Here is a 22,317-nt window from a genome sequence, read left to right on the forward strand (position 1 = left end):
TGGCTACAAGGCCCTTCTCATAAGCCCGCCGCAGCGCCTTGCCGTCGAGCGAGACCACGCCCTGGCATGCCTGGGCAAAGCCTGCGGCAAAGGCGGCGAAGGCGCGCCCGAAGGCCTCTGGGTCGAGCAAGCGCAGCAGCCGCGAGAAGGTGTCATGGCTGGGCGCCTCCTCATAGGCGATCAACCGCGACAGCGCCTGCTTGCGCTCTTGNGCGAACAACGAAAACTCCGTCGCATTGGTCGCGCCGCACAGGCTTGCCGCAACCATCATCACGATCAAATCGCCAAGCCGGTGCGTGGCGTTGGCCGCGCGCGGGTCAGGNACCGCGCCGAAATAGCTCTCAAGGCAGGACATGGCAGTCGATCCTTCGTTGGACTGCCTTCCCAAAGAATCCCTTCTCAGACCAATTTCAACTCCCAAAACGTCATATGCGATTCCCCTGCCGTGAACGGGGAGAAGGAAAGATAGCTCACTGAGCCGCAAATTCCGCCGGATCGAAGTCGTACTGCGTCGAGCAGAACTCGCAGGCGACGTGGATGCCGCCATCCTCGGTGCTGTCCTTGATCTCCTGCGCGGAGAAGCCCTCGAGGATGCCGCGGATCTTGTCCCTGGAGCATGAGCACTGGTCGGCGACGGGAACGCCGCCGAAGACGCGCACGCCATGCTCGTGGAACAGGCGGTAGAGCAGCCGCTCGGCGCCGATGGTCGGGTCGATCAATTCGGTCGGCTCGATGGTGCCGAGCAAGGCCAGCAACTCCTGCCAGGAATTGTCCGTGGGATCATGGATCTCCTCGCGCGGATCGCCATCCCCACCCGGCAGGTCCGGAATGCGCATGCGCTCGGGCGATTGCGGCAGGAACTGCGCAAGGATACCGCCGGCGCGCCACTGCTCGCGCGCACCGCCGACACCGGGCGTCAGCAGCTTGGCGACCGAGAGCCTGAGGTCGGTCGGGATCTGTTCCGACTGGCGGAAATAGGTGCGCGCCGCCTCTTCCAGCGTCTCGCCGTCGAGCTGGACGATACCCTGATAGCGCTGCGTATGGGCGCCCTGGTCGATGGTCAGTGCCAGCACGCCGCTGCCAAGCAACGTTTGCTGCGAGGTCTCGCCGGCCGCGATCAGTGCCTCCAGCCGGTCGGCGTCGAAACGCGCATAGGCGCGCAGCGCCGAGGGCGTGGAAAAGTCCGCGACCAGCATGTCGACAGGCCCATCGGTACGGGTCTGCAGGATGAACTTGCCTTCGAACTTGAGCGAGGTGCCGAGCAGCACCGTCAGCACACAGGCTTCCGCCAGCAGGCGGGCGACCGGCTCGGGATAGTCGTGGCGGCCAAGGATGGCGTCGAGCATCGGCCCGAGCTGGACCGTGCGGCCACGCACGTCGAGCGGACCGACTTCGAAGGGAACGACGTGGTCGTCGCCGGCGTAACCGAACTCGCCGAGTTTGGGGTGATGTTCAGTCACTTGATGGCTTTCCAACATGACAAAGCTCCAGGGCGCGGCCATGCGGCCCTGGTGGGCACATGCGTCCAAACGCGCTTGATTTGCGTGATGCGGCGCAGATAGGCATCGCGCCCCCGCAGATCAAGCGCCTGGACACTTCAGGCGCCCAGACACATCAAGCACCGAGACACTTCAAGCACCGAGGCACCAGGCGAGCACGGCCTTCTGGGCGTGGAGCCGGTTCTCGGCCTCGTCGAACACCACCGAATGCGGCCCGTCGATGACCTCGTCGGTCACCTCCTCGCCGCGATGGGCCGGCAGGCAATGCATGAACAGGGCATCGGGCTTTGCCCTGGCCATCAGCGCTGCGTTGACCTGATAGGGCGAGAAGATATTGTGGCCGCGAGCACGGTGTTCCTGGCCCATCGACACCCAGCAGTCGGTGACGATGCAGTCGGCCTGGTCGACGGCTTCCTCGGGCGAGCGGGTGAAATGCAGCTTGCCGCCATGCGCCTTGGACCAGTCGATATGCTTCTGCGCCGGTTCGCTGCCTTCGGGCACGGCGACGTTGAGATTGAAGCGGAACCGGGCCGAGGCCTCGAGCAGCGAGTGCAGCACATTGTTGCCGTCGCCGGTCCAGGCGATCGTCTTGCCAGCCACCGGCCCGCGATGCTCCTCGAAAGTCATGATGTCGGCCATCAGCTGGCAGGGATGGGTATCGTCGGTCAGGCCGTTGATCACCGGAACGGTCGCGTTCTCGGTCAGCTCCAGCAGCCGCTCATGCGAGGTGGTGCGGATCATGATCGCATCGACGTAGCGCGACAGCACCTTGGCGGTATCGGCGATGGTCTCGGAGCGGCCTAGCTGCATCTCAGTGCCGGTCAACATGATGGTCTCGCCGCCAAGCTGGCGCATGCCGACGTCGAAAGAAACGCGCGTGCGCGTCGATGGTTTGTCGAAGATCATCGCCAGCACCTTGCCTTCGAGCGGCTTGGTCCGTTCACCGGCCTTGAGACGCGCCTTTCGCGTCACCGCGTCATCCAGCATGAAGCGCAAATCGCCTTCGGAAACGGTGGAAAGATCAGTGAAATGGCGGACTGACATCAGGAATGGTTCCGGATTACTTCGCAGCGGCGGAGGCCATGGCCTCCGACAGGCCCTTGGCGCCAGCGCGGATGCGGTTGAGCGCTTCGTGAATCTCGGCATCGGTGACGGTGAGCGGTGGCAGCAGGCGAATGACGTTGTCGCCGGCCGGAACGGCCAGCAAATGCTGGTCGCGCAGCGCCATGTTCACCTTGCCGTTGGGCATCGCGCATTTGAGGCCGAGCATCAGCCCGGTGCCCCTGATATTCTCGACAATTTCGGGGAATTCGTCAGCTATTGACGCAAGCCCCTGCTTCATCAGCAGCGCCTTGCGCTGGACATCCTCGAGAAAACCATCTTCCAGCACCACGTCGAGCACGGCGTTGCCGACCGCCATCGCCAGCGGATTACCGCCGAATGTGGTGCCGTGCACGCCGGCGGTCATGCCGACGGCCGCCTCGTCGGTGGCAAGGCAGGCGCCCATCGGGAAACCGCCGCCAATGCCCTTGGCGATTGCCATGATGTCGGGCGTCACACCCGACCACTCATGCGCGAACAGCTTGCCGGTACGGCCGATGCCGCACTGGACCTCGTCATAGATCAACAACAGACCGTGCTGTTCGCAGAGCTGCCGCAGCCGCTTCAGCGACTGTGTGGGCACCGGACGGATACCGCCCTCGCCTTGCACCGGCTCGATCAGGATCGCGGCGGTCTCCGGCGTGATCGCCTTTTCAGCGGCGTCGATGTCGTCGAAACCGACCTGGTCGAAGCCTTCGACCTTGGGTCCGAAGCCTTCGAGGTATTTGTACTGGCCGCCAGCCGCGATGGTCGCCAGCGTGCGGCCGTGGAAGGCGCCTTCGAAGGTGATGACGCGGAAGCGCTCGGGATGGCCCTTGACGAAGTGGTAGCGCCGCGCCGTCTTGATCGCGCATTCCAGCGCCTCGGCGCCGGAATTGGTGAAGAACACCTTGTCGGCGAAGGTGGCATCAGCCAGACGCTCGCCAAGCCTGCTCTGCCCCGGGATTTCATAGAGATTGGAGACGTGCCAGAGTTTCGCCGCCTGTTCGGTGAGGGCCGCGACCAGATGCGGATGACCGTGGCCAAGCGAATTGACCGCGATACCGCCGGCGAAATCGAGATATCGCTCGCCCTTGTCGGTAACCAGCCAGGTGCCTTCCCCATGGTCGAAGGCCAGGGGTGCGCGAGCAAAGGTCTCGTAAAGCGCCGAACCGCTCATTATATGCGTCTCCGGTACCGGAAAATCAAAAAAGCCGCCAAAGCGGCGGCCTTCTGCGGCTTATCGTGTTTTTCGGCCATGAAGTCAACGAAAACGTCGCGTAGTGGCGCGCGGCAAGCCCCCTGACGCAACGCCGGCTCATGAGCGACCGGGCAAGTTGGGGAAAACCGAAAAAACCGATTCGTGTTGCACTTGGGACTCTTGTCACCGAGTCAGCGCATAGAGTAGTTGTAGTCGAGAAATAACTAGATTTCGTGCGGCGGACCTAATCACCAGATATATGTGGTGTCTGCCCCAGCAGGTGTGCTGGGTCGGGAATGGATTCTGATTGCCGCACGCTTATAAGGAGCGCGGTCATGAACTGGACTGACGAGCGGGTAGAACTCTTGAGAAAACTGTGGTCGGAGGGTCTGAGCGCAAGCCAGATTGCTGCGCAGCTTGGAGGGGTCAGCCGCAACGCGGTCATCGGCAAGGTGCACCGGCTGAAGCTGTCGGGCCGTGGCCGCGCAACGGCCACGCCGGCACGCCAGAAAAAGGCATCGCAAGGCTCCTCCGTCCAGAAGTCGGTGGCGCGCGCCGCGAGCACGGCACGCCATGTCACGACTTCGATCGGCGCGACGGCCCTTCAGACGCAATTCGACGCCGAACCCGTGGCAAGGCACTATATCCGCCCGGTCGAGAACGTCGTGGTACCGATCTCACGGCATCTGCAGCTCGTCGAACTGACCGAGCGCACCTGCAAATGGCCGAACGGCGATCCGCTTTCGGAGGACTTCAATTTCTGCGGCAACGAAGCCGCCGAAACCGGTCCCTACTGCAAATACCATGCCCGCGTGGCGTTCCAGCCAGCGGCGGAGCGGCGGCGGAATCGCTGAGCGAATAGCGAATAGCGAATAGCGAATAGCGAATAGCGAATAGCGAATAGCGAATAGACAGTGGCTGAGCTTCCGCGAGGGGCAATGCGGTTTTTCCCTTATTCCCTATTCGCTATTCGCTATTCGCTATTCGCTCTTTTACAGCCACCCATTCTTCCTGAACCGCCAGTACAGGAAGCAGCAGATCAGCGCGATCATGGCCAGCACCATCGGGTAGCCATATTCCATCTTCAGCTCCGGCATGTCGGTAAAGTTCATGCCGTAGATGCCCGCGAATGCGGTTGGCACCGCCAGGATGGCCGCCCAGGAGGCGAGTTTCTTGGAGATCGCCGTTTCCTGGCTTTGACCGACCAGAAGACTGGCCTCGAAGGCGAAGGCCAGCACCTCGCGCAGGCTGTCGATCTTCTCCTGGACGGTACGGATATGATCCGTCACGTCGCGGAACAGCGGGTGCATGGCCGAATGGATCTGTGGCAGCTCGGCGCTGGTCAGCCGGCGACAGACTTCCACCAGGGGCAATGCCGCGTTGCGCAGGCGCAGGAGGTCACGGCGCAGCATGTAGAGGCGTTCAATATCGGGGCCGGTCATCGGCTTCAGCAGGACCTTGTCCTCGATCGCCTCGACCTCATCCTCGATCTGCTCGAGCACGGGCATGTAGTTGTCGACGATGAAGTCCAGAATGGCGTAGAGGACGAAATCCTCGCCCTTGGCCAGTGAATGCGGGCAGCTTTCCCAGTGCTGGCGCACGGCGGCATAGGATGTGGAAGGGCCGTGCCTGACGCTGACGATGTAGCCTGAGCCGACAAACAGATGCGTCTCGCCGAAGGTGACGCGCCCTTCGATCAATTGCGCCGTGCGAGCGACGATGAACAGCGCATCGCCATATTGCTCGATCTTTGGCCGCTGGTGCGGGTGCTCGGCATCCTCGATCGCCAGCTCATGCAGATGAAACTGCGCCTTGACGCGCAACAAAAGTTCGCGGTCGGGTTCAAGCAGCCCGATCCAGACGACATGTCCCGATTTCTTGGCCCAATCGCCGGCTTCCTCGATGGGAATATCGGCGATACGGTGCCCAGCGGTGTAGACACCGCAGGCGATGATGCCCGATGTCGGCGGCGAGGGCTTGAATTCCCGGACATATTCCATCGCGGCCTCCCGAAAGCGTTGCCTTTCCTAGGGAACCGGCAAGCTTATCTCGGGATAGTTTAGCGCAATATGATCAAGCGTTCGAGAGGACGTGCGTTCACTTCACCGGCAGCGCCGCGGGGAGGCCGATCTTGTCCGTCTTGTCGCTCTTCGGCCGCTCGGCCGGCATCTGGTCGCCGGTGACGATGTAGTAGATGGTCTCGGCGATGTTGGTGGCGTGATCGCCGATACGCTCGATGTTCTTGGCGCAGAACAGCAGATGCGTACAGGGCGTGATGTTGCGCGGATCTTCCATCATGTAGGTCAGCAATTCGCGAAACAGCGACGTGTACATGGCATCGATCTGGTCGTCACGGTCGCGCACGAAGCCGATCTTGTCGACCGAACGCGACGCATAGACGTCGAGGACCTCCTTCAGCTGGGTCAGCGCCAGGTTGGCCAACGCCTCCAGGCCGCGGAAAAGGCTGATCGGCTGACGGCCGTCGGTGACGGCGACCACCCGTTTGGCAACGTTCTTTCCGAGGTCGCCGACCCGCTCGAGGTCGGCCGAAATGCGGATGGCGCCGACGATCTCGCGCAGGTCCGTCGCCATCGGCTGGCGCTTGGCGATGATGATGATCGCCTTGTCGTCGATCTCACGCTGCCCCTCATCCAGCACGATGTCGTCGCGAATGACCTTCTGGGCCAATCCCGGATCGGCATTGACCAAGGCGGCGACCGCCTGCTCGACCATGCGCTCGGCATGGCCGCCCATCGCGGCGATGCGCTTGGCGAGATATTTCAGTTCCTCGTCAAAGGCGCTCATTGTGTGAACGGACTGCATGGACGAAATGCCTTCCCACGGGGTGTCTTGATCTTGAGTCGTTTCCTCGAATCCCCGCTGATACGCTAACCGGATGACAGAAAAAAGAAACGGTCCAGTGGGAAACTAGGGCAGTATCAGTGCGCCGGCAAATGGACCGAGAAGGCGGCGCCCTTGCCGACCTCGGACTTGATCGTCAGCCTGGCATTGTGACGCGTCAGGATGTGCTTGACGATCGACAAGCCAAGTCCCGTGCCTTTCTGGGTCCGGCTGGTCTCGACATCGATGCGATAGAAGCGCTCGGTGATGCGCGGGATATGCTCCTCGGGAATGCCGGGGCCAAAATCCCTGATCGTCACGTCGATGCCTGGTTCGGAACCGTCATCGCCGCGCGCGATCGACACCACGACGCGGCCGCCCGACCGGCCGTATTTGCAGGCATTTTCCAAAAGGTTCTCGAAGACCTGGAACAACTCGTCGCGATCACCCGGCACATCGAGCGACCCCTCGGCGAAATCGCGTTCGATGGCGACATTGTTTTCTCGGGCGAGCGGTCCGAGCGAATCGATGACGCTGTCGACGGTCTGGCGCAGATCGACTTCGGTTCCCGGCTTCAGATAGGGCTTCATCTCCAGCCGCGACAGCGACAGGAGATCATCGATCAGTCGCGCCATGCGGCCGGTCTGGTTCTGCATGATCTGGAGGAACTGCTCGCGCGCCGCCGGATCGTTGCGGGCCGGTCCGCGCAGCGTTTCGATGAAGCCAGCGATCGAGGCCAGCGGGGTGCGCAACTCGTGACTAGCATTGGCGATGAAGTCGGCGCGCATGCGGTCTATGCGCCGTGCCTCGCTCTGGTCCTTGAAGACCAGCACATAGAGATCGGTGCCATGCCCGACCGAGGACGCGCTGACCCGGTAGGCCCGTTCGACGGGAAGTTTCTCGGTATAGTCGACAACATCCGAGGCGACGGTGCCCGACAGAACACTGTCCAGCAGCGCCTGCATTTCCGGCGCCCGGAATTTCAGCGGCAGCGATATGCCGGGCGCGATGCCGCCAAAGGCGGCAAAAGCGGCGGCGTTGGCGTGGACGATGGTGGCGGCCTGGTCGAAGATGATGAGCGGATCGGCGACGGCGGCCGCGAGATATTCGCCGGACAGGCGCTGCAAGCCCATCGCTTCGATTGCCCCGGCGCTCTCGGCGGAATGGCGCGCAGCTGTAACCGGCAATAGTGCCGCCGCCAGCAGCAGGAGCAGCGCCGGTACCAGCACGTAGGCGGAAATACCCGCGAAGCCATAGGCGATCAGGACCGCCACGACACCGGCCGCGAGCAGCCGGTGGCTGGTCCACAGCCGGGCGGCGATCGCTTGCCCCATGCCTTTCTGCTCTGCACCCAGGTCAGTCATTCGCGCGCCCAGCCTCCACCGGTCACACGGCGGCGAAAACTTCCGCTGGACCGCAAATCAAAAGTGCTACAGCGTCCTTTGCGCGCCCAAATGGACGCGCTGCGCTGTAGTGGCTCCCAATAGCATGAGTCCAGACACTTAAAAGGGTTCGTCTGCATGAGTAAGGCCAAGGAAAATTCCGCCACGCCAACTTCAGGTCCGCTGAAAATCCGGATCGGCGGCAAGGAACGGGAGTTCGATATCGAGAATCCCGAGCTTCCGGACTGGGTCGAGGAGAACAAGCTGACCGCGGGCGGGTATCCCTACGACAAGAAGATGAAAGCCGAGGAGTACGACGAGACACTCGAGCAATTGCAGATCGAGCTGGTCAAAGCGCAAGCATGGCTGCAGGCGACCGGCAAGCGGGCGATGGCGCTGTTTGAGGGGCGTGACGCCGCCGGCAAGGGCGGCACGATCTTCGTGCTGCGCCAGTACCTCAACCCGCGCACGGCGCGCAACGTCGCGCTGACCAAGCCAACCCCGACGGAGCTGGGGCAATGGTATTATCAGCGCTATGCCGACCATTTCCCGACGTCGGGCGAATTCGTCACCTTCGACCGCTCATGGTACAACCGCGCCGGCGTCGAACCGGTGATGGGTTTTTGCACCCCAGAACAGCACGAGAAGTTTCTCGACGAGACGCCGCATTTCGAACGAATGATCGTCAATGACGGCATCCATTTCTTCAAATTCTGGCTGAACATCGGCCAGGAGACGCAGCTCGAGCGCTTTCACGATCGCCGCTACAGCCCCCTCAAGAGCTGGAAGTTCTCGCCGATCGACATTGCCGGCATCACCAAGTGGGACGATTACACCAAGGCGCGCGACAGTATGTTCGAGCGCACCCACAAGGAGTTCGCGCCATGGATCATCGTGCGGGCCAACGACAAGCGACGCGCGCGTCTGGCAGTAATGCGTCGCATCCTCCTGTCGCTGCCCTATGAGGGGCGCGATCTCGATATCATCGGGAAGGAAGACAGGAAGATCATCGGCGAAGGGCCATCATTCCTGGGCAAGCAGGACTGACGCCTTTTTGGCGCCGCGCAGCCAAAGGCGGCGCGGCGCCATTGATGAGCGCCCTTGATCCGGCTCTACAGCATGTCGCGGCGAATGGGATTCGCCAGACCTGCTGTAAGCTTCTGATTTTATGCATGTCGTTATCCCGGAACCGAGGACACTTCCGGGCGACATGCATTAGGCCGCCAGGCGTGCGATCCGCTGCAACCGTCGCAGCGTGGCATCGTCCTGCAGCGCCTGCTGGAACAGCGATATCTCCTCATCGATGCGCTCGCAAAGCGCGGTGGTGTTGCCCTTGAGCAGGCCGCGCGTCTGCAGCAACGCCGCAACCGGCTTTTTGGCCAGCTGCCTGGCCCGGCCGAGCGTCGCCTCCTCGACGCTGCCTTCCGGGACGATCTCGGCGACTAGGCCGAGCGCCCTGGCATCTTCGGCACGAAGCGTGTCGCCGAGGCAGAAGAAGCGGAAGGCACCGGCATAGCCGAGCTTCTGCGGCGCCAGGATGCTGGTCGCCGCGTCGGGCACCAGGCCGAAATCGACGAACGGCACCCGGAACGTGCTTTTTTCTGACGCAATTACCATGTCGCAATGGAACAGGATGGTGCAGCCGACCCCGACGGCATCGCCGTCGACACAGGCCAGGATGGGCTTTGGAAACGTTGCCAGCATGCGGAACATGTCGGTGACGGCGGCGATCAGCTTCTGATGCTTGGTGGCGTCCAGGAATTCGGAAAAGTCGCCGCCAAGACAGAAGCAGCCCGCCAGGCCGCGCAGCACGACGACCCGCACCTCGTCGTTCTCGGCGGCTTCATGAAACGTCCTGGCAAGGCTCTCATAGGCCCTCCTGTCAAGCACCGGCCGGCCGTCATTCGACGACACGGTGACGATCAGCGCATGGTTGCGCAGTTCGGGTTGCGGGTGCGCGTTCATGACGCCCTCCTTTGGCCGAACATGTCGGGATATCCCCTGGCCAGGACGGGTGCATGATGATTGCGGCGCGAACGCACCACGTCCAGCGTGTGCTCGTTGAAGGTGAGCAGCGTCGCCACGACCTGCTGGTTGCCATAGGTGCGCTGATAGCCCAGCGGCGTCGCCAGGAAGTGCAGTTGCAATGCGCGCAGCACCCACATCGGCTCGAACTCGATGATGACCTTGTCGACGCCGCGCTTGAGACCCCACTCGACGAAGCCCGCTATCAATTCCGTGCCGACGGTCGAGACGCCGCGCCGGCCATCGCGAAAACCCGGAGCCACCGCATAGCGGGTCAACTCCCAGATGTTGGGGCCCGCCGGCGGCGTTCCTTCGGAGAGATCGGTCAACACCTCGGTCAGCAGATGCGGCCGTGTGGTCGGCAACATCCTCTGATAGCCCGCGACTTCATCGCCCCTGATGACGATCTGATGCACCGCCTCGTCATGATCGAACTGGTCGACCTCAAAACCGTCGGGGCGCCGCAGGTCCTCCCATCCCATTTCCTCGACGAATATCCGGTAGCGCAGCCGATGGACGGCCTCCCAGAGGTCGGGGCGTTCCATCAATTCCTTGGTCGAAAGACAAAAAAGCATTCCGTAATCTCCTGTGTTTCAGGGGAAGATACGGCCGTGCTTCGATGCGAAAATTGCGTGATCACGTAGGCAAGAAGTTCTAGGCCTGCACGGCCGACCTAGCTAATGTATCCGCGCCTTATCGCCTCGGCGACTGCCTGCACCCGGTTGACGGCGCCGAGTTTGCTTTTGGCGTTAAGAAGATGTTTCTCCGACGTGTGTTCGGAGATGCCGAGGATTTGCGAAATCTCCCATTCGGACTTGCCGACCGCGGCCCATTGCAGGCACTCGCGTTCGCGCGGCGTCAGTTCGATATGATCGATTGTCGTGGCCGCCATGGTGTGAAGCTGCATGGCGCGGCCAATGGCATAGGTCGAGACCAGCGAGACCAGGCCGAACTCGGCCGCCGACAGTTCCACGGCCTCGCCACCCAGCGACACCATGACGATTTCGCCATCGAGCGTGATCAGCGGGAAGGCCAGCCCGTCGCGCAGCTTGAAGGCGCCGGCGTCACCCATTACTTCGCCACTGCTCTTGTCGATGCGAACGCCCTGGGCGGCTTCCCGCCACTGGAACGGCGCCTGCAACTGTTTCATGTGACTGACGACGGGATCGTGATCGACATAGTTACGCGTCACATAGCGCTCGAGCCATTCGACCGGCCAGTCGCAAAGCAGCACATGCTGCTTTTGCTGCCCCGTCGGCGTGCCCGGCCGCGGAACGGTTCCGGCCATCAGCGCGGTCAGGCCGAACTCCGATGTTACGCCTAACAGCTTCTCGCAGACCGCGGCCGCCGTTGCGGCGTGCTGCAGCTGGTCCATGTATTCCAGCGTCCGATCGAACTGACTCATCGCAACATCAACCCCATGTTGCCTTATGCATTGAAGCCCATGGTCCACGCCATGCCGGCACTTCGCCACCGACCAGGAATTGCAAAGCGCCCGCTTCCGGTTGTGGTTCTCGACCCTGGTACCCCCACCAGGGCAGCCACCGCTGTGTGCAAACCCACCAAATCATATCCCGAAATCGAAGCGTTGAAATCAAAAAGCATTGTGCCTGTACCATTTTCATACCAAAACCGGCACGAGCACGGTGCGGGGAGTTCTATCGTGGCGTTCCAATGGAGGTTCCAGGTCCTGGCAGCGGCGCTCATCGCGGCACTGGTTTTGGTTCCCGGAGCGCGCGCGGCGGAGCCGCAGGTACCGGTGCTATGGGACGCCAAGGAGCGGCTGCCCAAGCCAGACCTTTCGGCACTGCCGCGGCTGCGGTTCCTGACGACCACGGATTTTCCACCTTTCAATTTCCTCGATGGTTCGGGAAAGCTGTCCGGTTTCCATATCGACCTGGCGCGCGCCATCTGCGCGGAACTCGATATCGTCGACAAGTGCCAGATCCAGGCCTTGCCCTGGGCGGAACTTCAAGGCGCGCTCGAGAAAGGCGAAGGGGAAGCGATCATCGCCGGCATTGCCGCAACGCCGCAGTCGCGACAGACATACGCCTTCTCGCGCGCCTACCTGCAATTTCCGGCGCGCTTCATCATGCCGAAAAACAAGGCGCTGGCGGAACCGATCTTCGATAAACTGCACGGCAAGCGCGTCGGCGTGATATCAGGTTCGGCGCATGAACGCATGCTGCGCGACTATTTCGGCACGGTCCAGGTCGTCCCCTTCGACAGACCGGAAGCCCTCTACGGCGACCTCAAGGCCGGCAAGATCGACGCCGCCTTCGGCGACGGCATGCGATTCGCGTTCTGGCTGGGCGGCTCCGATGCCGCCGGCTGCTGCCGCTTTGCCGGCGGCCCCTACCTGGCGCCCGAATATCTGGGCACCGGCATGGCCATCGCGACGCGAGCGGACAATCCGGCACTGGCTGCGGCACTCGACTACGCGTTGCAGGAGATTTCGATGAAAGGCACCTTCGCCGAATTCTACCTGCGCTATTTCCCGGTCAGTTTTTTCTGATCCGGTCCGGTCAGTTTTTTCTGATCCGGTTCCCGGCCGGCTCTTTCTAGGACTGCTGATATTCAGGTGATGCCGGCCTGACCTGAATCTCAACAGTCCTTGTTCAGGCCGATGTCAGGTGAGCGTGCGAAGCCTTGCCTTCGCCGCACGGCCGATCGCAGCGACGGTCAACGTGTCGAGATCGAGCTGACGACGGATCAGCTGCAGCACGCGCACCTCTTCCAGCCGCATCTCCAGATCGACGGCGGCGACTTCGAAGGCGGCTGCGTAGGCAGTGTCGCGCAACCGCTCCGGCAGCGCCTCCGCAACCTGGGTCAGGACACCTTCCAGCCCATCCTTCTCATGCAGCATCTTCTGGCAGGCCTGGGCCACGGCAACCAGCCGGTCCTGCCTGAAATCCTCGAACACCGGCCACGAGCGGACGACATCGCCGATCCTGGCCAGTTCGACGTCGGTCATGTCCCGGTCGGAGGCCGACGTGATGACCATAAGATAGATCAGGGCTTCGTGAGGGGTGGGCGACGGCATTCTTTACTCCTTGAACGGGTTCCGAAGGTAGGAAGGTGAGCCCGAGGCCGCAAGGAAAAAGCGCCCCACGCGTTGACGCTCCGGCCACGCGCGCCTAGAGACCGGTTGAAAATCGACACTTGCAGCCAGAGCGGCGAATAATTTTGGAAAACAGGACCATGGCGGGATCAAACATCATCGATCTCAATCCCGAACTGCTGACGGCCGCGGTCGAGAGCAAGGCATGGCCGTTCGAGGAAGCCAAAAAGATCCTCGAACGCTACAAGGGCGCCAATTTTCCAGAATCGATCCTGTTCGAAACCGGCTATGGACCGTCGGGCCTGCCGCATATCGGCACGTTCGGCGAAGTGGCGCGCACATCGATGGTGCGTCATGCGTTCCGCGTGCTGACGCAGGACAAGGTCGCGACCAAGCTGCTGTGTTTTTCGGACGACATGGACGGCATGCGCAAGATACCCGACAGCGTGCCGGATCGCGCGGCGCTCGAGCCGTATCTGCACAAGCCGCTGTCGTCGGTGCCCAATCCGTTTGACGGCGACTATGCGAGCTTCGCCGATCACAACAATGCGATGCTCTGCCGCTTCCTCGACACGTTCGGCTTCGACTATGAATTCGCCAGCGCGACGCAGTACTACAAGACCGGCCGTTTCGATGCGATGCTGTTGCGCGCCGCCGAACGCTACGACCAGATCATGGCGGTCATGCTGCCGACGCTCGGGCCGGAGCGGCAGGCGACCTACAGCCCCTTCCTGCCGATCTCGCCGAAGAGCGGGCGCGTGCTCTACGTTCCCATGAAGCATGTGGACGCCAAGGCCGGCACCATCACCTTCGACGATGAAGGCACCGAAACCACGCTGCCGGTCACCGGCGGCAGGGTGAAGCTGCAGTGGAAGCCGGATTTCGGCATGCGCTGGGCGGCCCTCGGCGTCGACTTCGAGATGTTCGGCAAGGATCACCAGACCAATGCGGTGGTCTATGACCGCATCTGCAACATCCTGGGCGGGCGGGCGCCGGAGCATTTCGTCTACGAGCTGTTCCTCGACGAGAACGGCCAGAAGATCTCCAAGTCGAAGGGCAATGGCCTGACGATCGACGAATGGCTGACCTATGCGCCGACCGAGAGCCTGGGGCTCTACATGTACCAGCGGCCGCGGCAGGCCAAAAAGCTCTATTTCGACGTCATCCCGCGGGCCGTGGACGAATATTACACCTTCCTCGCCGCATACCCGCGTCAGGACTGGAAGGAGCGGCTGGGCAACCCGGTCTGGCATATGCATGACGGCAATCCGCCCGCCATCGACATGCCGGTGCCCTTCTCGTTGCTGCTCAACCTGGTCAGCGCCTCCAATGCGCAGAACAAGGACGTGCTGTGGGGCTTCATCTCGCGCCACGTGCAGGGCGTGACGCCTGCCACCCATCCCGAGCTCGACCGGCTGACGGGCTATGCGATCCGCTATTTCGACGATTTCGTGAAGCCGACGAAGACCTTTCGACCGGCCGACGAGGTCGAGCGCGAAGCGCTGCTGGCTCTCGAAAAGGCTCTTGGCGACTTGCCGGCGGGCGCCAGCGGCGAAGCGATCCAGAACGCTTCGCTCAACGTGGCGCGCAAGATCGAACGCTACCAGGATCATTCCAAGCAGAGCCCTGAAGGCGGCCCCGGCGTTTCAGGCGCCTTCTTCCAGATGATCTATCAGGTGCTGATCGGCCAGGAACGCGGCCCACGCTTCGGATCCTTCGCCGCCCTCTACGGCGTCACCGAGACCCGCTCGCTCATTCAGAAGGCGTTGGCTGGTCAGCTGGCTTGAGGACGCCGCCGTCCTCTTCCAGGATCGAACCCGGCGCCTGAGGCGCCGGGGCGGGTGCGGCCGGCGCCGCCGAGATGCCGGCAAGGTTCGGCGCCGATCCGAAAATGCCTTTCTTAGCGCTTTGTGCTTTGTCACCCGCTTCCACATAGGGCCCGCCCTTGGCGGCGCGCGCCCAGCCGTTTTCGACCAGCCATTGACCGACATCCTGCTTGCCGATCCGGCACTCCGCCGCGATCCGGTCGCGACCACCTTCCGGCGGCACCGTGCAGACCACGGCGCGACCGCGCAGGAAGGCGCGGAACGCCGTGCGGGCACGGACACCGCACGGCCAGGATTTGCCATCGGTGGTGCAGGTCTCGTCCTGCCCGACGACATCGATGCCGGAAACGGCGATCGAATAGCCTTTCGCCTCGATCAGGCCGGCGGCCGGCGCGACCGGCTGGAACAGCTTTGTGCCGTTCCAGTCGTCGGGCATCTTCGGCTTGGGCGGCACGGCGAGCGCCAGCTTGCTCAACGGCTCGCGCGGCTCGACCCGCTCTAGCTCTCCGGCGGGCAGTTCCGGCGGCGCGACGACCTGCGGATCGATCGCCCGCGAATGCGCCGCCGGTTTTGGCGGCTGCGGAGCAGGTATGGCTGAGGTGGCAGGTTCTTCTGGTAGCGTCCCGGTGTCAGCCCGCGGGATCGTCTCGGCGCCGGGATCGATCTGATCCACCGCAACAGTGCTTGCGCTGCCTTTCAGAGTGCGTCCGCCGGCAACGACCAGCGCCGCCATCATCGGAACCATCAGAACCGCCAGGACAAGATGAGGAAGTCGCACCCGCTGCACCTATTGGCTTGCCCAGACGATCCGCGCCACCCATTCGACCTCGCGCATGGGGATGTCGCGGTCCGGATGCTCCGGGTTGAGCGAGACCAGCGCGATCGACTTAATGGTCTGGCGTTCGAGCACCTTGGCCATCACCTCGCCTGACGTGGTCTTGACGACGACGCGATCGCCCTTGCGGGTGGCGGCGCCCGGCTCGACGATGAGCACGTCACCGTTGCGGTAGAGCGGCAGCATGGAATCCCCTTGCACCTGCAGCGCATAGGAACTCTCGGTCGATTGCGCAGGCAATTCGACGAGATCCCAGCCCTGCCCGGCGGGAAAGCCGGCATCGTCGAAGAAGCCGCCAGCGCCTGCCTGGGCAAAGCCGAGCAACGGCACGGCGCGCCGGCTGGCGGGCGATGCGCCCCGGCCTTCGATCAGTCCCGTGAATTCGTCCAGCGAAGCGCCCGTGGCCTCGATGATCTTGGCCAGCGATTCGGTCGAAGGCCAGCGCGGCCGGCCATCAGACGAGAGGCGTTTCGATTTGTTGAAGGCGGTCGAATCAAGTCCCGCGCGCCTTGCCAGACCCGAAGCCGAAAGCGAATAGCGCTCGGCAAGAGCATCGATGGCAGCCCAGACGCGGTCGTGCGAGAGCATGACGTGCTCTCCTTCGAAACAGGAAAAAATGCCTTGCCTGTCTAACCCGCGACCAGTTGGTTGTCCACCGTTTCGATGACGGATCGCCGGCAGTGCGGCCGCTCGTGACAAAGGTCGTATCCTTATTGACCGCCGCGGGAGGATGGCCCTATGTTCAGCCTGCGGTGCAAGCCGTATCCGGGTCCGCGGGAAGGGTTGAACCCACTTGTCTTGATGAGCTTGTAGCCAAACCTTTGTGCTGCCGATTTGCGGACCTTCGGCACTTCACGCACGGAGGTTTTTATGAAACAGCTCCCCAACCGGCCCAATCTCGATCTGTTGAAGAAGCAAGCAAAGGAATTGCTCGCGGACTACAAACGCGGCGATCCGGATGCGCTCGAGCGCCTTCGAAATGTCCTGCCGGCAGCCATGGGCAAGTCCGACCAGGCGATCAAGAGTCTCGCCTTGCGTCTTCATGATGCCCAGTCCTGCCTTGCGCGGGACTATGGGTTCCCGTCCTGGTCGGACATGAGCAGCTTCGTCGCGGCGCAGCGCGCTTACCGAACCGACCGTGCCGGCTCGATCCGCAATTGGATGGGCCTCGTCTATGCCGGCGACATCAGCGGCGGTACGAACCGGGCAAGCCCGGCCGCCGCCGCGCGGATGGTCGAGGAGCATCCGGATCTCGTTGCAGGCGATCCTTATCTCGCCTGCGCTGTTGGCAATGAAGCCATCCTGCGCGGCTTCACGGAGCGGGACCCAGGATGGATCAATCGCCCGGGCGGTCCGCTCAACTTGCCGCCGCTGGTGGCGGTGGCGCATTCCAGTCTTCTCCGACTGCCACGCTTTCGCGAACCGCTTCATGCCTGTGCCGAGCTGCTGCTCGAAGCAGGTGCCGAACCAGACCAGGCCGTCGGCAGCCGTTGGCCGCCGGCGTCCGTGGAAAAGCCCTCGGAACAGTTCCCGCTGTCCGCGCTCTACGGCGCTGCCGGTCAGAACTACGATCCCGTGCTGACAAAGCTGCTGCTCGACGCCGGCGCCAATCCGAACGACGGCGAGTCGCTTTATCACTCGCTCGAAAATCCGGACTGCACCCGGCTGCTGCTTGCCGCGGGCGCGCGCGTCACCGGCTCCAATGCGCTCTATCGCGTTCTTGACCTCGACAGCATCGAGGCGCTGCGCCTGCTGCTCGCGGCACCCGATGCCAATCCGAACGAAGGCGCCACAAGCCAGCCGACATCCGACTGGGGCAGGCCGCTTTTGTGGGCGCTCCGGCGGCGGCGCTCTGCCGCCCACATCGAAGCGCTGCTTGCCGCCGGTGCCGATGCTGCGGTTCGCACGCCCGACGGGGCGAGTGCCTATCTGATCGCCCTGCGCTTTGGGCTGACCGATGTCGCCGCGCTACTGCGGCGATGGGCAGACAATGGACCGCTTCCCGATGACGAGCAGTTCATCGCCGCGTGTGCCGCGGGCGACGAGGCGACGGCTCGGCGGATAAAGGCCCAGCACCCGGACTTGCCCCACTCGCTGTCGGACACGCAGTTGCGCCTGCTGCCGGAGCTTGCCGCGCAAGGCTGCACCGAGGCGGTGAGAGCCATGGTCGGTCCGGTTGGCCGATCGCCGTGCGCGGCGGCGATTGGGATGCCTCCGCGCTGAACCACGCCGTGTTTCGCCGCCACGCCGACCTCACCCGCTTCCTGCTCGAAAACGGCGCCAACTGGAACGAACAGCATGGTTTCGGCGGCGACGTGCGCGGAACGCTGGGATGGGGTTCGGTCAATGAACCGGAGGCGAACGGCGACTGGCTTGGTTGCGCCGAGGCGCTCGTGGCGCATGGGATGCCGAGCGGACGGCCGGACCCGAATGGCACGCGGAATGTCGTCTTCGAGGATCGTACGATGGTCTTTTCAGACGAGGTGACAGATTTCCTGTTCAGTGCGGCGGCGTGACGAATACCGGCTTCGGAGCGCGATCAGGTTCGTTTGGCCTGATCGCGCAGGTTCCGGTGCGAGGTCATGAACGTTCGCTCGGCTTCGGTGAGCGGACGTAGCGTGGCGGAACGGCCAAGTGCGGCGACTACCTCGTCAATGTCGAGGAAGCGGCGCGCCTTGCGGTCATAGACGCCGGCCGTCGTCAGGATCAGGGCGGCCGTCTCGCCATTGTCGAGGACGAAGCGGTGCTTGCCGATGACCTGGGTGCCTTCCCAGGTCTCGATCGAGGACACCACTTCGAAGCGGCGCCACAGCCGGATCTCGCGGGCGTAGACGGCCTGCAACCCGCCCATCATCGGCGCCCAGCCATTCTTCCTCGCCAGCGTGATGAGGCCGGCGCGGACGAACAGGTCGATGCGGCCAAGGTCGGCCAGCATCATGTAGCGCGCATTGTTGAGATGGATGTTGAAGTCGATGTCGGTCGGCAGGCAGCGAAAGGCCAGCCGGCCTTCGCCGCCCATGAGATAGGGACCACGCCTGCGCGCCGTGGCCAGCATGCGCGCCATGCGCGCCCAGACGTACATGACGCTGTGTCAGGCTGCCTGCTTCACATCGCCCTTGGCATAGGGACCGAAGCGTTCGTAGAAGGTCTCACCTTTCTCGGCCATGTCGATGAGCAGCTTGGGCGCCTTGAACTCGGCGCCATACTTCTTCTGCAGGCCCTTGGCGATCTTGACGAATTGCTTGGTGCCGATCCCGTCGATGTAGGACAGCGCGCCACCGGTATAGGGCGCGAAGCCGAAGGCCAGGATCGACCCGACATCGGCCTCGCGCGGGTCGGTGACGATACCCTCTTCCATCACGCGTGCCGCTTCGAGCGCGATGGTGACCAGCAGGCGCCGCTGCAGCTCCTCATAGTCGACCTTCTCGGCCGCGAGCTGCGGATAGAGGTCCTTCAACCCCGGCCACAGCTTCTTCTTCGCGGGCTTGGCCGGATAGTCGTAAAAGCCCTTGCCGTTCTTGCGGCCGAGGCGGCCGTGGTCGTCGACCATGGTGTTGATCAGCGCCATCTGCCTGGGGTCGACGGCCTTGTCGCCGAGATCCCCGATGGTCTGCTTCATGATCTTCTGAGCAAGGTCGATGGCCGTCTCGTCGGTCAGCGCCAAGGGACCGACCGGCATGCCGGCGGCCTTCGCCGCATTCTCGATCATCGGCGCGGGCACGCCTTCGATCAGCATCTTGTAGGCTTCCGACATATAGCGCAGCACGCAGCGGTTGACATAGAAGCCGCGCGTGTCGTTGACGACGATCGGCGTCTTCTTGATGGCGCGCACGAAGTCGATCGCGGTCGCCAGCGCCTTGTCGCCGGTCTTCTTGCCGAGGATGATCTCGACCAGCAGCATCTTGTCGACCGGTGAGAAGAAGTGGATGCCGATGAAATTCTTCGGCCGCGCCGAATTCCTGGCCAGGCCGGTGATCGGAATGGTCGAAGTGTTGGAGGCAAAGATCGCCGACGACTTCAGCACGGCCTCCGCCTGTTCGGTGGCGTTCTTCTTGACGGCTGAATCCTCGAACACGGCTTCCACCACGAGATCGCAGCCGGCGAGGTCGGCATAGTCTGCCGTCGGCGTGATCAGCGACAGGAACTTGTCCTTCTCCTCGGGCTTGGCGCGGCCCTTCTTGACCTGATCCGAGATCAGGCTGTCGGAATGCGCCTTGCCCTTTGCGGCCGCCTCCATATCCCGGTCGAGCAGCACCACCGGAATGCCGGCCTTGGCGGTGACATAGGCGATGCCCGCGCCCATGAAGCCGGCGCCGAGGATACCGATCTTCTTGAACCTGGTGTCCGGCACGCCGGCCGGACGGCGCGCGCCCTTGTTCAGCTCCTGCAGCGACACGAACAGCGAGCGGATCATCGCCGCCGCTTCCTTGCTCTGCATGATCTCGGTGAAATAGCGCTGCTCGATCCTGAGCGCGGTGTCGAAGGGCACCAGCAGGCCCTCATAGACGCATTTCAGGATCGCGGCGGCGGCCGGGTAATTGCCATGGGTCTCGCGACGCAGGATGGCGATGGCCGGCGGCCACAGATTGGCGCCGGCCGCCGAATAGATCGGCCCGCCAGGCAGCTTGAAACCCTTCTCGTCCCACGGCGCCACCGGCTTGAGGCCGTTCCTGATCATCGCCTTCGCGGTCTCGATCAGCTTCGCCGGTTCGGCGATCTCGTGGATCAGGCCCATCGCCTTCGCCTTCTGCGGCGATAGGGTCTGGCCGGAGGTCAGCATCTGCAACGCCTGTTGCTGGTCGGTCAGCCGCGGCACGCGCTGGGTGCCGCCGGCACCGGGGAAGATGCCGATCTTGACCTCGGGGAGCGCCATCTTGACCTTGTCGGAGTCGGCGGCGACGCGGCCATGGCAGGCGAGCGACATTTCGAAGGCGCCGCCCATGCAGGTGCCGTTGATTGCCGATACCCATGGCTTGCCGCAGGTTTCCAGCTTACGGAACAGGCCGGTCATGATGCCGGCATTGTCGAACAGCGCCCTGGTCGCCTTTTCGACGTCCCTGGCCTTGTCAGTGGCGAAGCTGGTCAGCATCCTCTGCAGCAAGGTGATGTCGGCGCCACCGGAGAAAGTGTCCTTGCCGGAGGTGATCACCGCGCCTTTGATGGCGGCATCGCCGGCCACCTTGTCCACGATGGCGTTCAACTCGCGCATCACCGCTTCGGTGAAGACGTTCATCGAGCGGTCCGGGCTGTTCCAGGTGACCAGCGCGATGCCATCGGCGTCGATGTCGAGGGTGAAATTGGTGTAGCTCATCGTTCTCTCCCCGTCAGACGCGTTCGATGATGGTTGCGGTACCCATGCCGGCACCGATGCACAGTGTCACCAGCGCGGTGTTCAAGTCGCGGCGCTCGAGTTCGTCCAGCACCGTGCCGAAGATCATCGCGCCGGTGGCCCCGAGCGGATGGCCCATGGCGATGGCGCCGCCATTGACGTTGATCTTGTCGTGCGGGATCTCGAAAGCCTGCATGTAGCGCAGCACCACCGAGGCGAAGGCCTCGTTGAGCTCGAACAGGTCGATGTCCGACAGCTTCATCTTGGCACGCTTCAACAGTTTCTCGGTGACATCGACCGGGCCGGTCAGCATCAGCACCGGCTCGGAGCCGATGTTGGCGAAGGTGCGGATGCGGGCGCGGGGCTTGAGGCCCATCGCCTTACCGGCCTTCTTCGAGCCAAGCAGTACGGCCGCCGCGCCATCGACAATGCCGGACGAGTTGCCGGCGTGATGGACGTGGTTGACCTCCTCGACCTCGGGATGCTTCTGCACCGCCACCGCGTCGAAGCCGCCCATTTCGCCAGGCATGACAAAGGACGGATTGAGCGAGGCGAGCGACTGCATGTCGGTCGACGGCCGCATATGCTCGTCATGGTCGAGAATGGTCAGTCCATTCTGGTCCTTGATCGGGATGACCGAGTTCTTGAAGCGGCCATCGGCCCAGGATCTTGCGGCGCGCTTCTGGCTCTCGACCGCGTAGGCGTCGACGTCGTCGCGCGAGAAGCCGTATTTGGTGGCGATCAGGTCGGCCGAAATGCCTTGCGGCACGAACCAGCCGGGCAGGCCGACCGAAGGATCCATGAACCAGGCGCCGCCGGACATGCCCATGCCGACGCGCGACATCGATTCGACGCCGCCGGCAATGACGATTTCATCGGCGCCCTGCGCGATCTTGGCGGCGCCGAAATTGATGGCGTCCAATCCGGAGGCGCAGAAGCGCGAGATCTGCATGCCGGGTGCCTTTGTGTCGTAGCCGGCCTCGAAAGCGGCGGCACGCGGGATGACGGAGCCCGCCTCGCCGACCGGGTCGACGCAGCCGAAGATGATGTCGTCGACCGTGCCGGTGTCCAGCCCGTTGCGATCGCGCAGTGCCTCGAGCGTCCTGGCGGCGAGCCGCACCGCCGGCACCTCGTGCAGCGATCCGTCCTTCTTGCCCTTGCCACGCGGCGTGCGAACGGCGTCATAGACATAAGCTTCGGCCATTTTCATGCTCCTTGGGTTCGCTGAAGAGAGCTGC

The 22,317-nt window shown here is 63.2% G+C and carries 22 protein-coding genes; 6 read left to right on the plus strand and 16 right to left on the minus strand.

Annotated features, from left to right (window positions below):
• From M653_RS01000000131995 to M653_RS0103065, 4 genes are all read right to left on the minus strand, one after another.
• Window positions 1-355: transposase family protein (locus M653_RS01000000131995; protein ID WP_032934961.1), on the minus strand; the 355-nt coding region annotated here is incomplete at its 3' end.
• 115 nt (window positions 356-470) lie between these two features.
• Window positions 471-1,502, minus strand: coding sequence for an Hsp33 family molecular chaperone (locus M653_RS0103055; protein ID WP_027141963.1), 1,032 nt, complete (start codon window positions 1,500-1,502; stop codon window positions 471-473).
• A gap of 129 nt (window positions 1,503-1,631) precedes the next feature.
• Window positions 1,632-2,543, minus strand: a complete 912-nt coding sequence (argF, locus tag M653_RS0103060) for an ornithine carbamoyltransferase (protein ID WP_027141964.1) — start codon at window positions 2,541-2,543, stop codon at window positions 1,632-1,634.
• A gap of 16 nt (window positions 2,544-2,559) precedes the next feature.
• Window positions 2,560-3,759, minus strand: a complete 1,200-nt coding sequence (locus M653_RS0103065) for an aspartate aminotransferase family protein (RefSeq protein WP_027141965.1) — start codon at window positions 3,757-3,759, stop codon at window positions 2,560-2,562.
• 356 nt (window positions 3,760-4,115) lie between these two features.
• On the opposite strand from M653_RS0103065, the gene M653_RS0103070 reads away from it, so the two are divergent.
• The gene (locus M653_RS0103070; protein ID WP_027141966.1) at window positions 4,116-4,634 is read left to right on the plus strand and encodes a GcrA family cell cycle regulator; all 519 of its coding nucleotides are present in this window, start codon (window positions 4,116-4,118) and stop codon (window positions 4,632-4,634) included.
• Window positions 4,635-4,772: 138 nt separating this feature from the next.
• Here M653_RS0103070 and M653_RS0103075 read toward each other — a convergent pair whose 3' ends face one another.
• The 3 genes from M653_RS0103075 to M653_RS0103085 form a co-directional block, all read right to left on the minus strand.
• Window positions 4,773-5,780: a magnesium and cobalt transport protein CorA gene (locus M653_RS0103075; protein ID WP_027141967.1), complete on the minus strand. Its 1,008-nt coding sequence runs from the start codon at window positions 5,778-5,780 to the stop codon at window positions 4,773-4,775.
• 97 nt (window positions 5,781-5,877) lie between these two features.
• Complete coding sequence (gene phoU, locus M653_RS0103080) at window positions 5,878-6,603, minus strand: phosphate signaling complex protein PhoU (RefSeq protein ID WP_027141968.1); 726 nt, start codon at window positions 6,601-6,603, stop codon at window positions 5,878-5,880.
• A 116-nt stretch (window positions 6,604-6,719) separates the two neighbouring features.
• A complete protein-coding gene (locus M653_RS0103085; protein ID WP_027141969.1) occupies window positions 6,720-7,985 on the minus strand; it encodes an ATP-binding protein in 1,266 nt (421 codons plus the stop codon).
• 156 nt (window positions 7,986-8,141) lie between these two features.
• Here M653_RS0103085 and ppk2 point away from each other — a divergent pair, with 156 nt between their 5' ends.
• Window positions 8,142-9,050, plus strand: coding sequence for a polyphosphate kinase 2 (gene ppk2, locus M653_RS0103090; protein ID WP_027141970.1), 909 nt, complete (start codon window positions 8,142-8,144; stop codon window positions 9,048-9,050).
• A gap of 168 nt (window positions 9,051-9,218) precedes the next feature.
• On the opposite strand, the gene M653_RS0103095 is transcribed toward ppk2, so the two are convergent.
• The 3 genes from M653_RS0103095 to M653_RS0103105 form a co-directional block, all read right to left on the minus strand.
• Window positions 9,219-9,968 carry an enoyl-CoA hydratase-related protein gene (locus tag M653_RS0103095; protein ID WP_027141971.1) on the minus strand — a complete coding sequence of 250 codons (750 nt, stop codon included), beginning with the start codon at window positions 9,966-9,968 and terminating at the stop codon, window positions 9,219-9,221.
• Window positions 9,965-10,603 carry an acyl-homoserine-lactone synthase gene (locus tag M653_RS0103100; RefSeq protein WP_027141972.1) on the minus strand — a complete coding sequence of 213 codons (639 nt, stop codon included), beginning with the start codon at window positions 10,601-10,603 and terminating at the stop codon, window positions 9,965-9,967. Before M653_RS0103100 ends, M653_RS0103095 begins: the two co-directional genes overlap by 4 nt.
• Before the next feature lie 98 nt (window positions 10,604-10,701).
• Window positions 10,702-11,433 carry a LuxR family transcriptional regulator gene (locus tag M653_RS0103105; protein ID WP_027141973.1) on the minus strand — a complete coding sequence of 244 codons (732 nt, stop codon included), beginning with the start codon at window positions 11,431-11,433 and terminating at the stop codon, window positions 10,702-10,704.
• Between the two features lie 285 nt (window positions 11,434-11,718).
• Here M653_RS0103105 and M653_RS0103110 point away from each other — a divergent pair, with 285 nt between their 5' ends.
• On the plus strand, window positions 11,719-12,543 hold the full coding sequence (locus M653_RS0103110; protein ID WP_245262051.1) for a transporter substrate-binding domain-containing protein: 825 nt from the start codon (window positions 11,719-11,721) through the stop codon (window positions 12,541-12,543).
• Between the two features lie 114 nt (window positions 12,544-12,657).
• Here M653_RS0103110 and M653_RS0103115 read toward each other — a convergent pair whose 3' ends face one another.
• Complete coding sequence (locus M653_RS0103115; RefSeq protein ID WP_027141975.1) at window positions 12,658-13,071, minus strand: tellurite resistance TerB family protein; 414 nt, start codon at window positions 13,069-13,071, stop codon at window positions 12,658-12,660.
• Between the two features lie 158 nt (window positions 13,072-13,229).
• Between M653_RS0103115 and M653_RS0103120 the strand changes: the two genes are divergently transcribed.
• Window positions 13,230-14,876, plus strand: coding sequence for a lysine--tRNA ligase (locus M653_RS0103120; RefSeq protein ID WP_027141976.1), 1,647 nt, complete (start codon window positions 13,230-13,232; stop codon window positions 14,874-14,876).
• On the opposite strand, the gene M653_RS0103125 is transcribed toward M653_RS0103120, so the two are convergent.
• On the minus strand, window positions 14,842-15,693 hold the full coding sequence (locus tag M653_RS0103125) for a hypothetical protein (RefSeq protein ID WP_027141977.1): 852 nt from the start codon (window positions 15,691-15,693) through the stop codon (window positions 14,842-14,844). The two genes, M653_RS0103120 and M653_RS0103125, sit on opposite strands and share 35 nt — an antisense overlap.
• A 9-nt stretch (window positions 15,694-15,702) precedes the next feature.
• The gene (locus M653_RS0103130; RefSeq protein ID WP_027141978.1) at window positions 15,703-16,338 is read right to left on the minus strand and encodes a helix-turn-helix transcriptional regulator; all 636 of its coding nucleotides are present in this window, start codon (window positions 16,336-16,338) and stop codon (window positions 15,703-15,705) included.
• A 282-nt stretch (window positions 16,339-16,620) separates the two neighbouring features.
• Here M653_RS0103130 and M653_RS1000000134270 point away from each other — a divergent pair, with 282 nt between their 5' ends.
• Window positions 16,621-17,973, plus strand: coding sequence for a hypothetical protein (locus M653_RS1000000134270; RefSeq protein ID WP_245262047.1), 1,353 nt, complete (start codon window positions 16,621-16,623; stop codon window positions 17,971-17,973).
• Window positions 17,940-18,266 (plus strand): hypothetical protein, encoded by a 327-nt coding sequence (locus tag M653_RS1000000137535; protein WP_245262048.1) that lies wholly within the window; start codon window positions 17,940-17,942, stop codon window positions 18,264-18,266. Before M653_RS1000000134270 ends, M653_RS1000000137535 begins: the two co-directional genes overlap by 34 nt.
• 23 nt (window positions 18,267-18,289) lie before the next feature.
• Here the strand turns inward: M653_RS1000000137535 and M653_RS0103140 are convergent, their stop codons facing one another.
• Genes M653_RS0103140 through M653_RS0103150 form a run of 3 tightly spaced genes read right to left on the minus strand, consistent with a single transcriptional unit; the run spans window position 18,290 to window position 22,283 of the window.
• Window positions 18,290-18,832: a thioesterase family protein gene (locus tag M653_RS0103140; RefSeq protein WP_027141979.1), complete on the minus strand. Its 543-nt coding sequence runs from the start codon at window positions 18,830-18,832 to the stop codon at window positions 18,290-18,292.
• Window positions 18,833-18,841: 9 nt separating this feature from the next.
• The gene (locus M653_RS0103145) at window positions 18,842-21,061 is read right to left on the minus strand and encodes a 3-hydroxyacyl-CoA dehydrogenase NAD-binding domain-containing protein (RefSeq protein WP_027141980.1); all 2,220 of its coding nucleotides are present in this window, start codon (window positions 21,059-21,061) and stop codon (window positions 18,842-18,844) included.
• Window positions 21,062-21,074: 13 nt separating this feature from the next.
• Window positions 21,075-22,283 carry an acetyl-CoA C-acetyltransferase gene (locus M653_RS0103150; protein ID WP_027141981.1) on the minus strand — a complete coding sequence of 403 codons (1,209 nt, stop codon included), beginning with the start codon at window positions 22,281-22,283 and terminating at the stop codon, window positions 21,075-21,077.
• Between the last annotated feature and the right edge of the window lie 34 nt (window positions 22,284-22,317).

The sequence above is a fragment of the Mesorhizobium sp. WSM3626 genome (genome assembly GCF_000513935.1).
GTDB lineage: Bacteria > Pseudomonadota > Alphaproteobacteria > Rhizobiales > Rhizobiaceae > Mesorhizobium > Mesorhizobium salmacidum.

Excerpts from the sequence above, each read along its gene's own strand:
- M653_RS0103055 (WP_027141963.1), bottom strand. The coding sequence starts at position 1,502 with ATGGCCGCGCCCTGGAGCTTTGTCATGTTGGAAAGCCATCAAGTGACT.
- argF (WP_027141964.1), bottom strand. The coding sequence starts at position 2,543 with ATGTCAGTCCGCCATTTCACTGATCTTTCCACCGTTTCCGAAGGCGAT.
- M653_RS0103065 (WP_027141965.1), bottom strand. The coding sequence starts at position 3,759 with ATGAGCGGTTCGGCGCTTTACGAGACCTTTGCTCGCGCACCCCTGGCC.
- M653_RS0103070 (WP_027141966.1), top strand. The coding sequence starts at position 4,116 with ATGAACTGGACTGACGAGCGGGTAGAACTCTTGAGAAAACTGTGGTCG.
- M653_RS0103075 (WP_027141967.1), bottom strand. The coding sequence starts at position 5,780 with ATGGAATATGTCCGGGAATTCAAGCCCTCGCCGCCGACATCGGGCATC.
- phoU (WP_027141968.1), bottom strand. The coding sequence starts at position 6,603 with ATGCAGTCCGTTCACACAATGAGCGCCTTTGACGAGGAACTGAAATAT.
- M653_RS0103085 (WP_027141969.1), bottom strand. The coding sequence starts at position 7,985 with ATGACTGACCTGGGTGCAGAGCAGAAAGGCATGGGGCAAGCGATCGCC.
- ppk2 (WP_027141970.1), top strand. The coding sequence starts at position 8,142 with ATGAGTAAGGCCAAGGAAAATTCCGCCACGCCAACTTCAGGTCCGCTG.
- M653_RS0103095 (WP_027141971.1), bottom strand. The coding sequence starts at position 9,968 with ATGAACGCGCACCCGCAACCCGAACTGCGCAACCATGCGCTGATCGTC.
- M653_RS0103100 (WP_027141972.1), bottom strand. The coding sequence starts at position 10,603 with ATGCTTTTTTGTCTTTCGACCAAGGAATTGATGGAACGCCCCGACCTC.
- M653_RS0103105 (WP_027141973.1), bottom strand. The coding sequence starts at position 11,433 with ATGAGTCAGTTCGATCGGACGCTGGAATACATGGACCAGCTGCAGCAC.
- M653_RS0103115 (WP_027141975.1), bottom strand. The coding sequence starts at position 13,071 with ATGCCGTCGCCCACCCCTCACGAAGCCCTGATCTATCTTATGGTCATC.
- M653_RS0103120 (WP_027141976.1), top strand. The coding sequence starts at position 13,230 with ATGGCGGGATCAAACATCATCGATCTCAATCCCGAACTGCTGACGGCC.
- M653_RS0103130 (WP_027141978.1), bottom strand. The coding sequence starts at position 16,338 with ATGCTCTCGCACGACCGCGTCTGGGCTGCCATCGATGCTCTTGCCGAG.
- M653_RS1000000134270 (WP_245262047.1), top strand. The coding sequence starts at position 16,621 with ATGAAACAGCTCCCCAACCGGCCCAATCTCGATCTGTTGAAGAAGCAA.
- M653_RS0103140 (WP_027141979.1), bottom strand. The coding sequence starts at position 18,832 with ATGTACGTCTGGGCGCGCATGGCGCGCATGCTGGCCACGGCGCGCAGG.
- M653_RS0103145 (WP_027141980.1), bottom strand. The coding sequence starts at position 21,061 with ATGAGCTACACCAATTTCACCCTCGACATCGACGCCGATGGCATCGCG.
- M653_RS0103150 (WP_027141981.1), bottom strand. The coding sequence starts at position 22,283 with ATGGCCGAAGCTTATGTCTATGACGCCGTTCGCACGCCGCGTGGCAAG.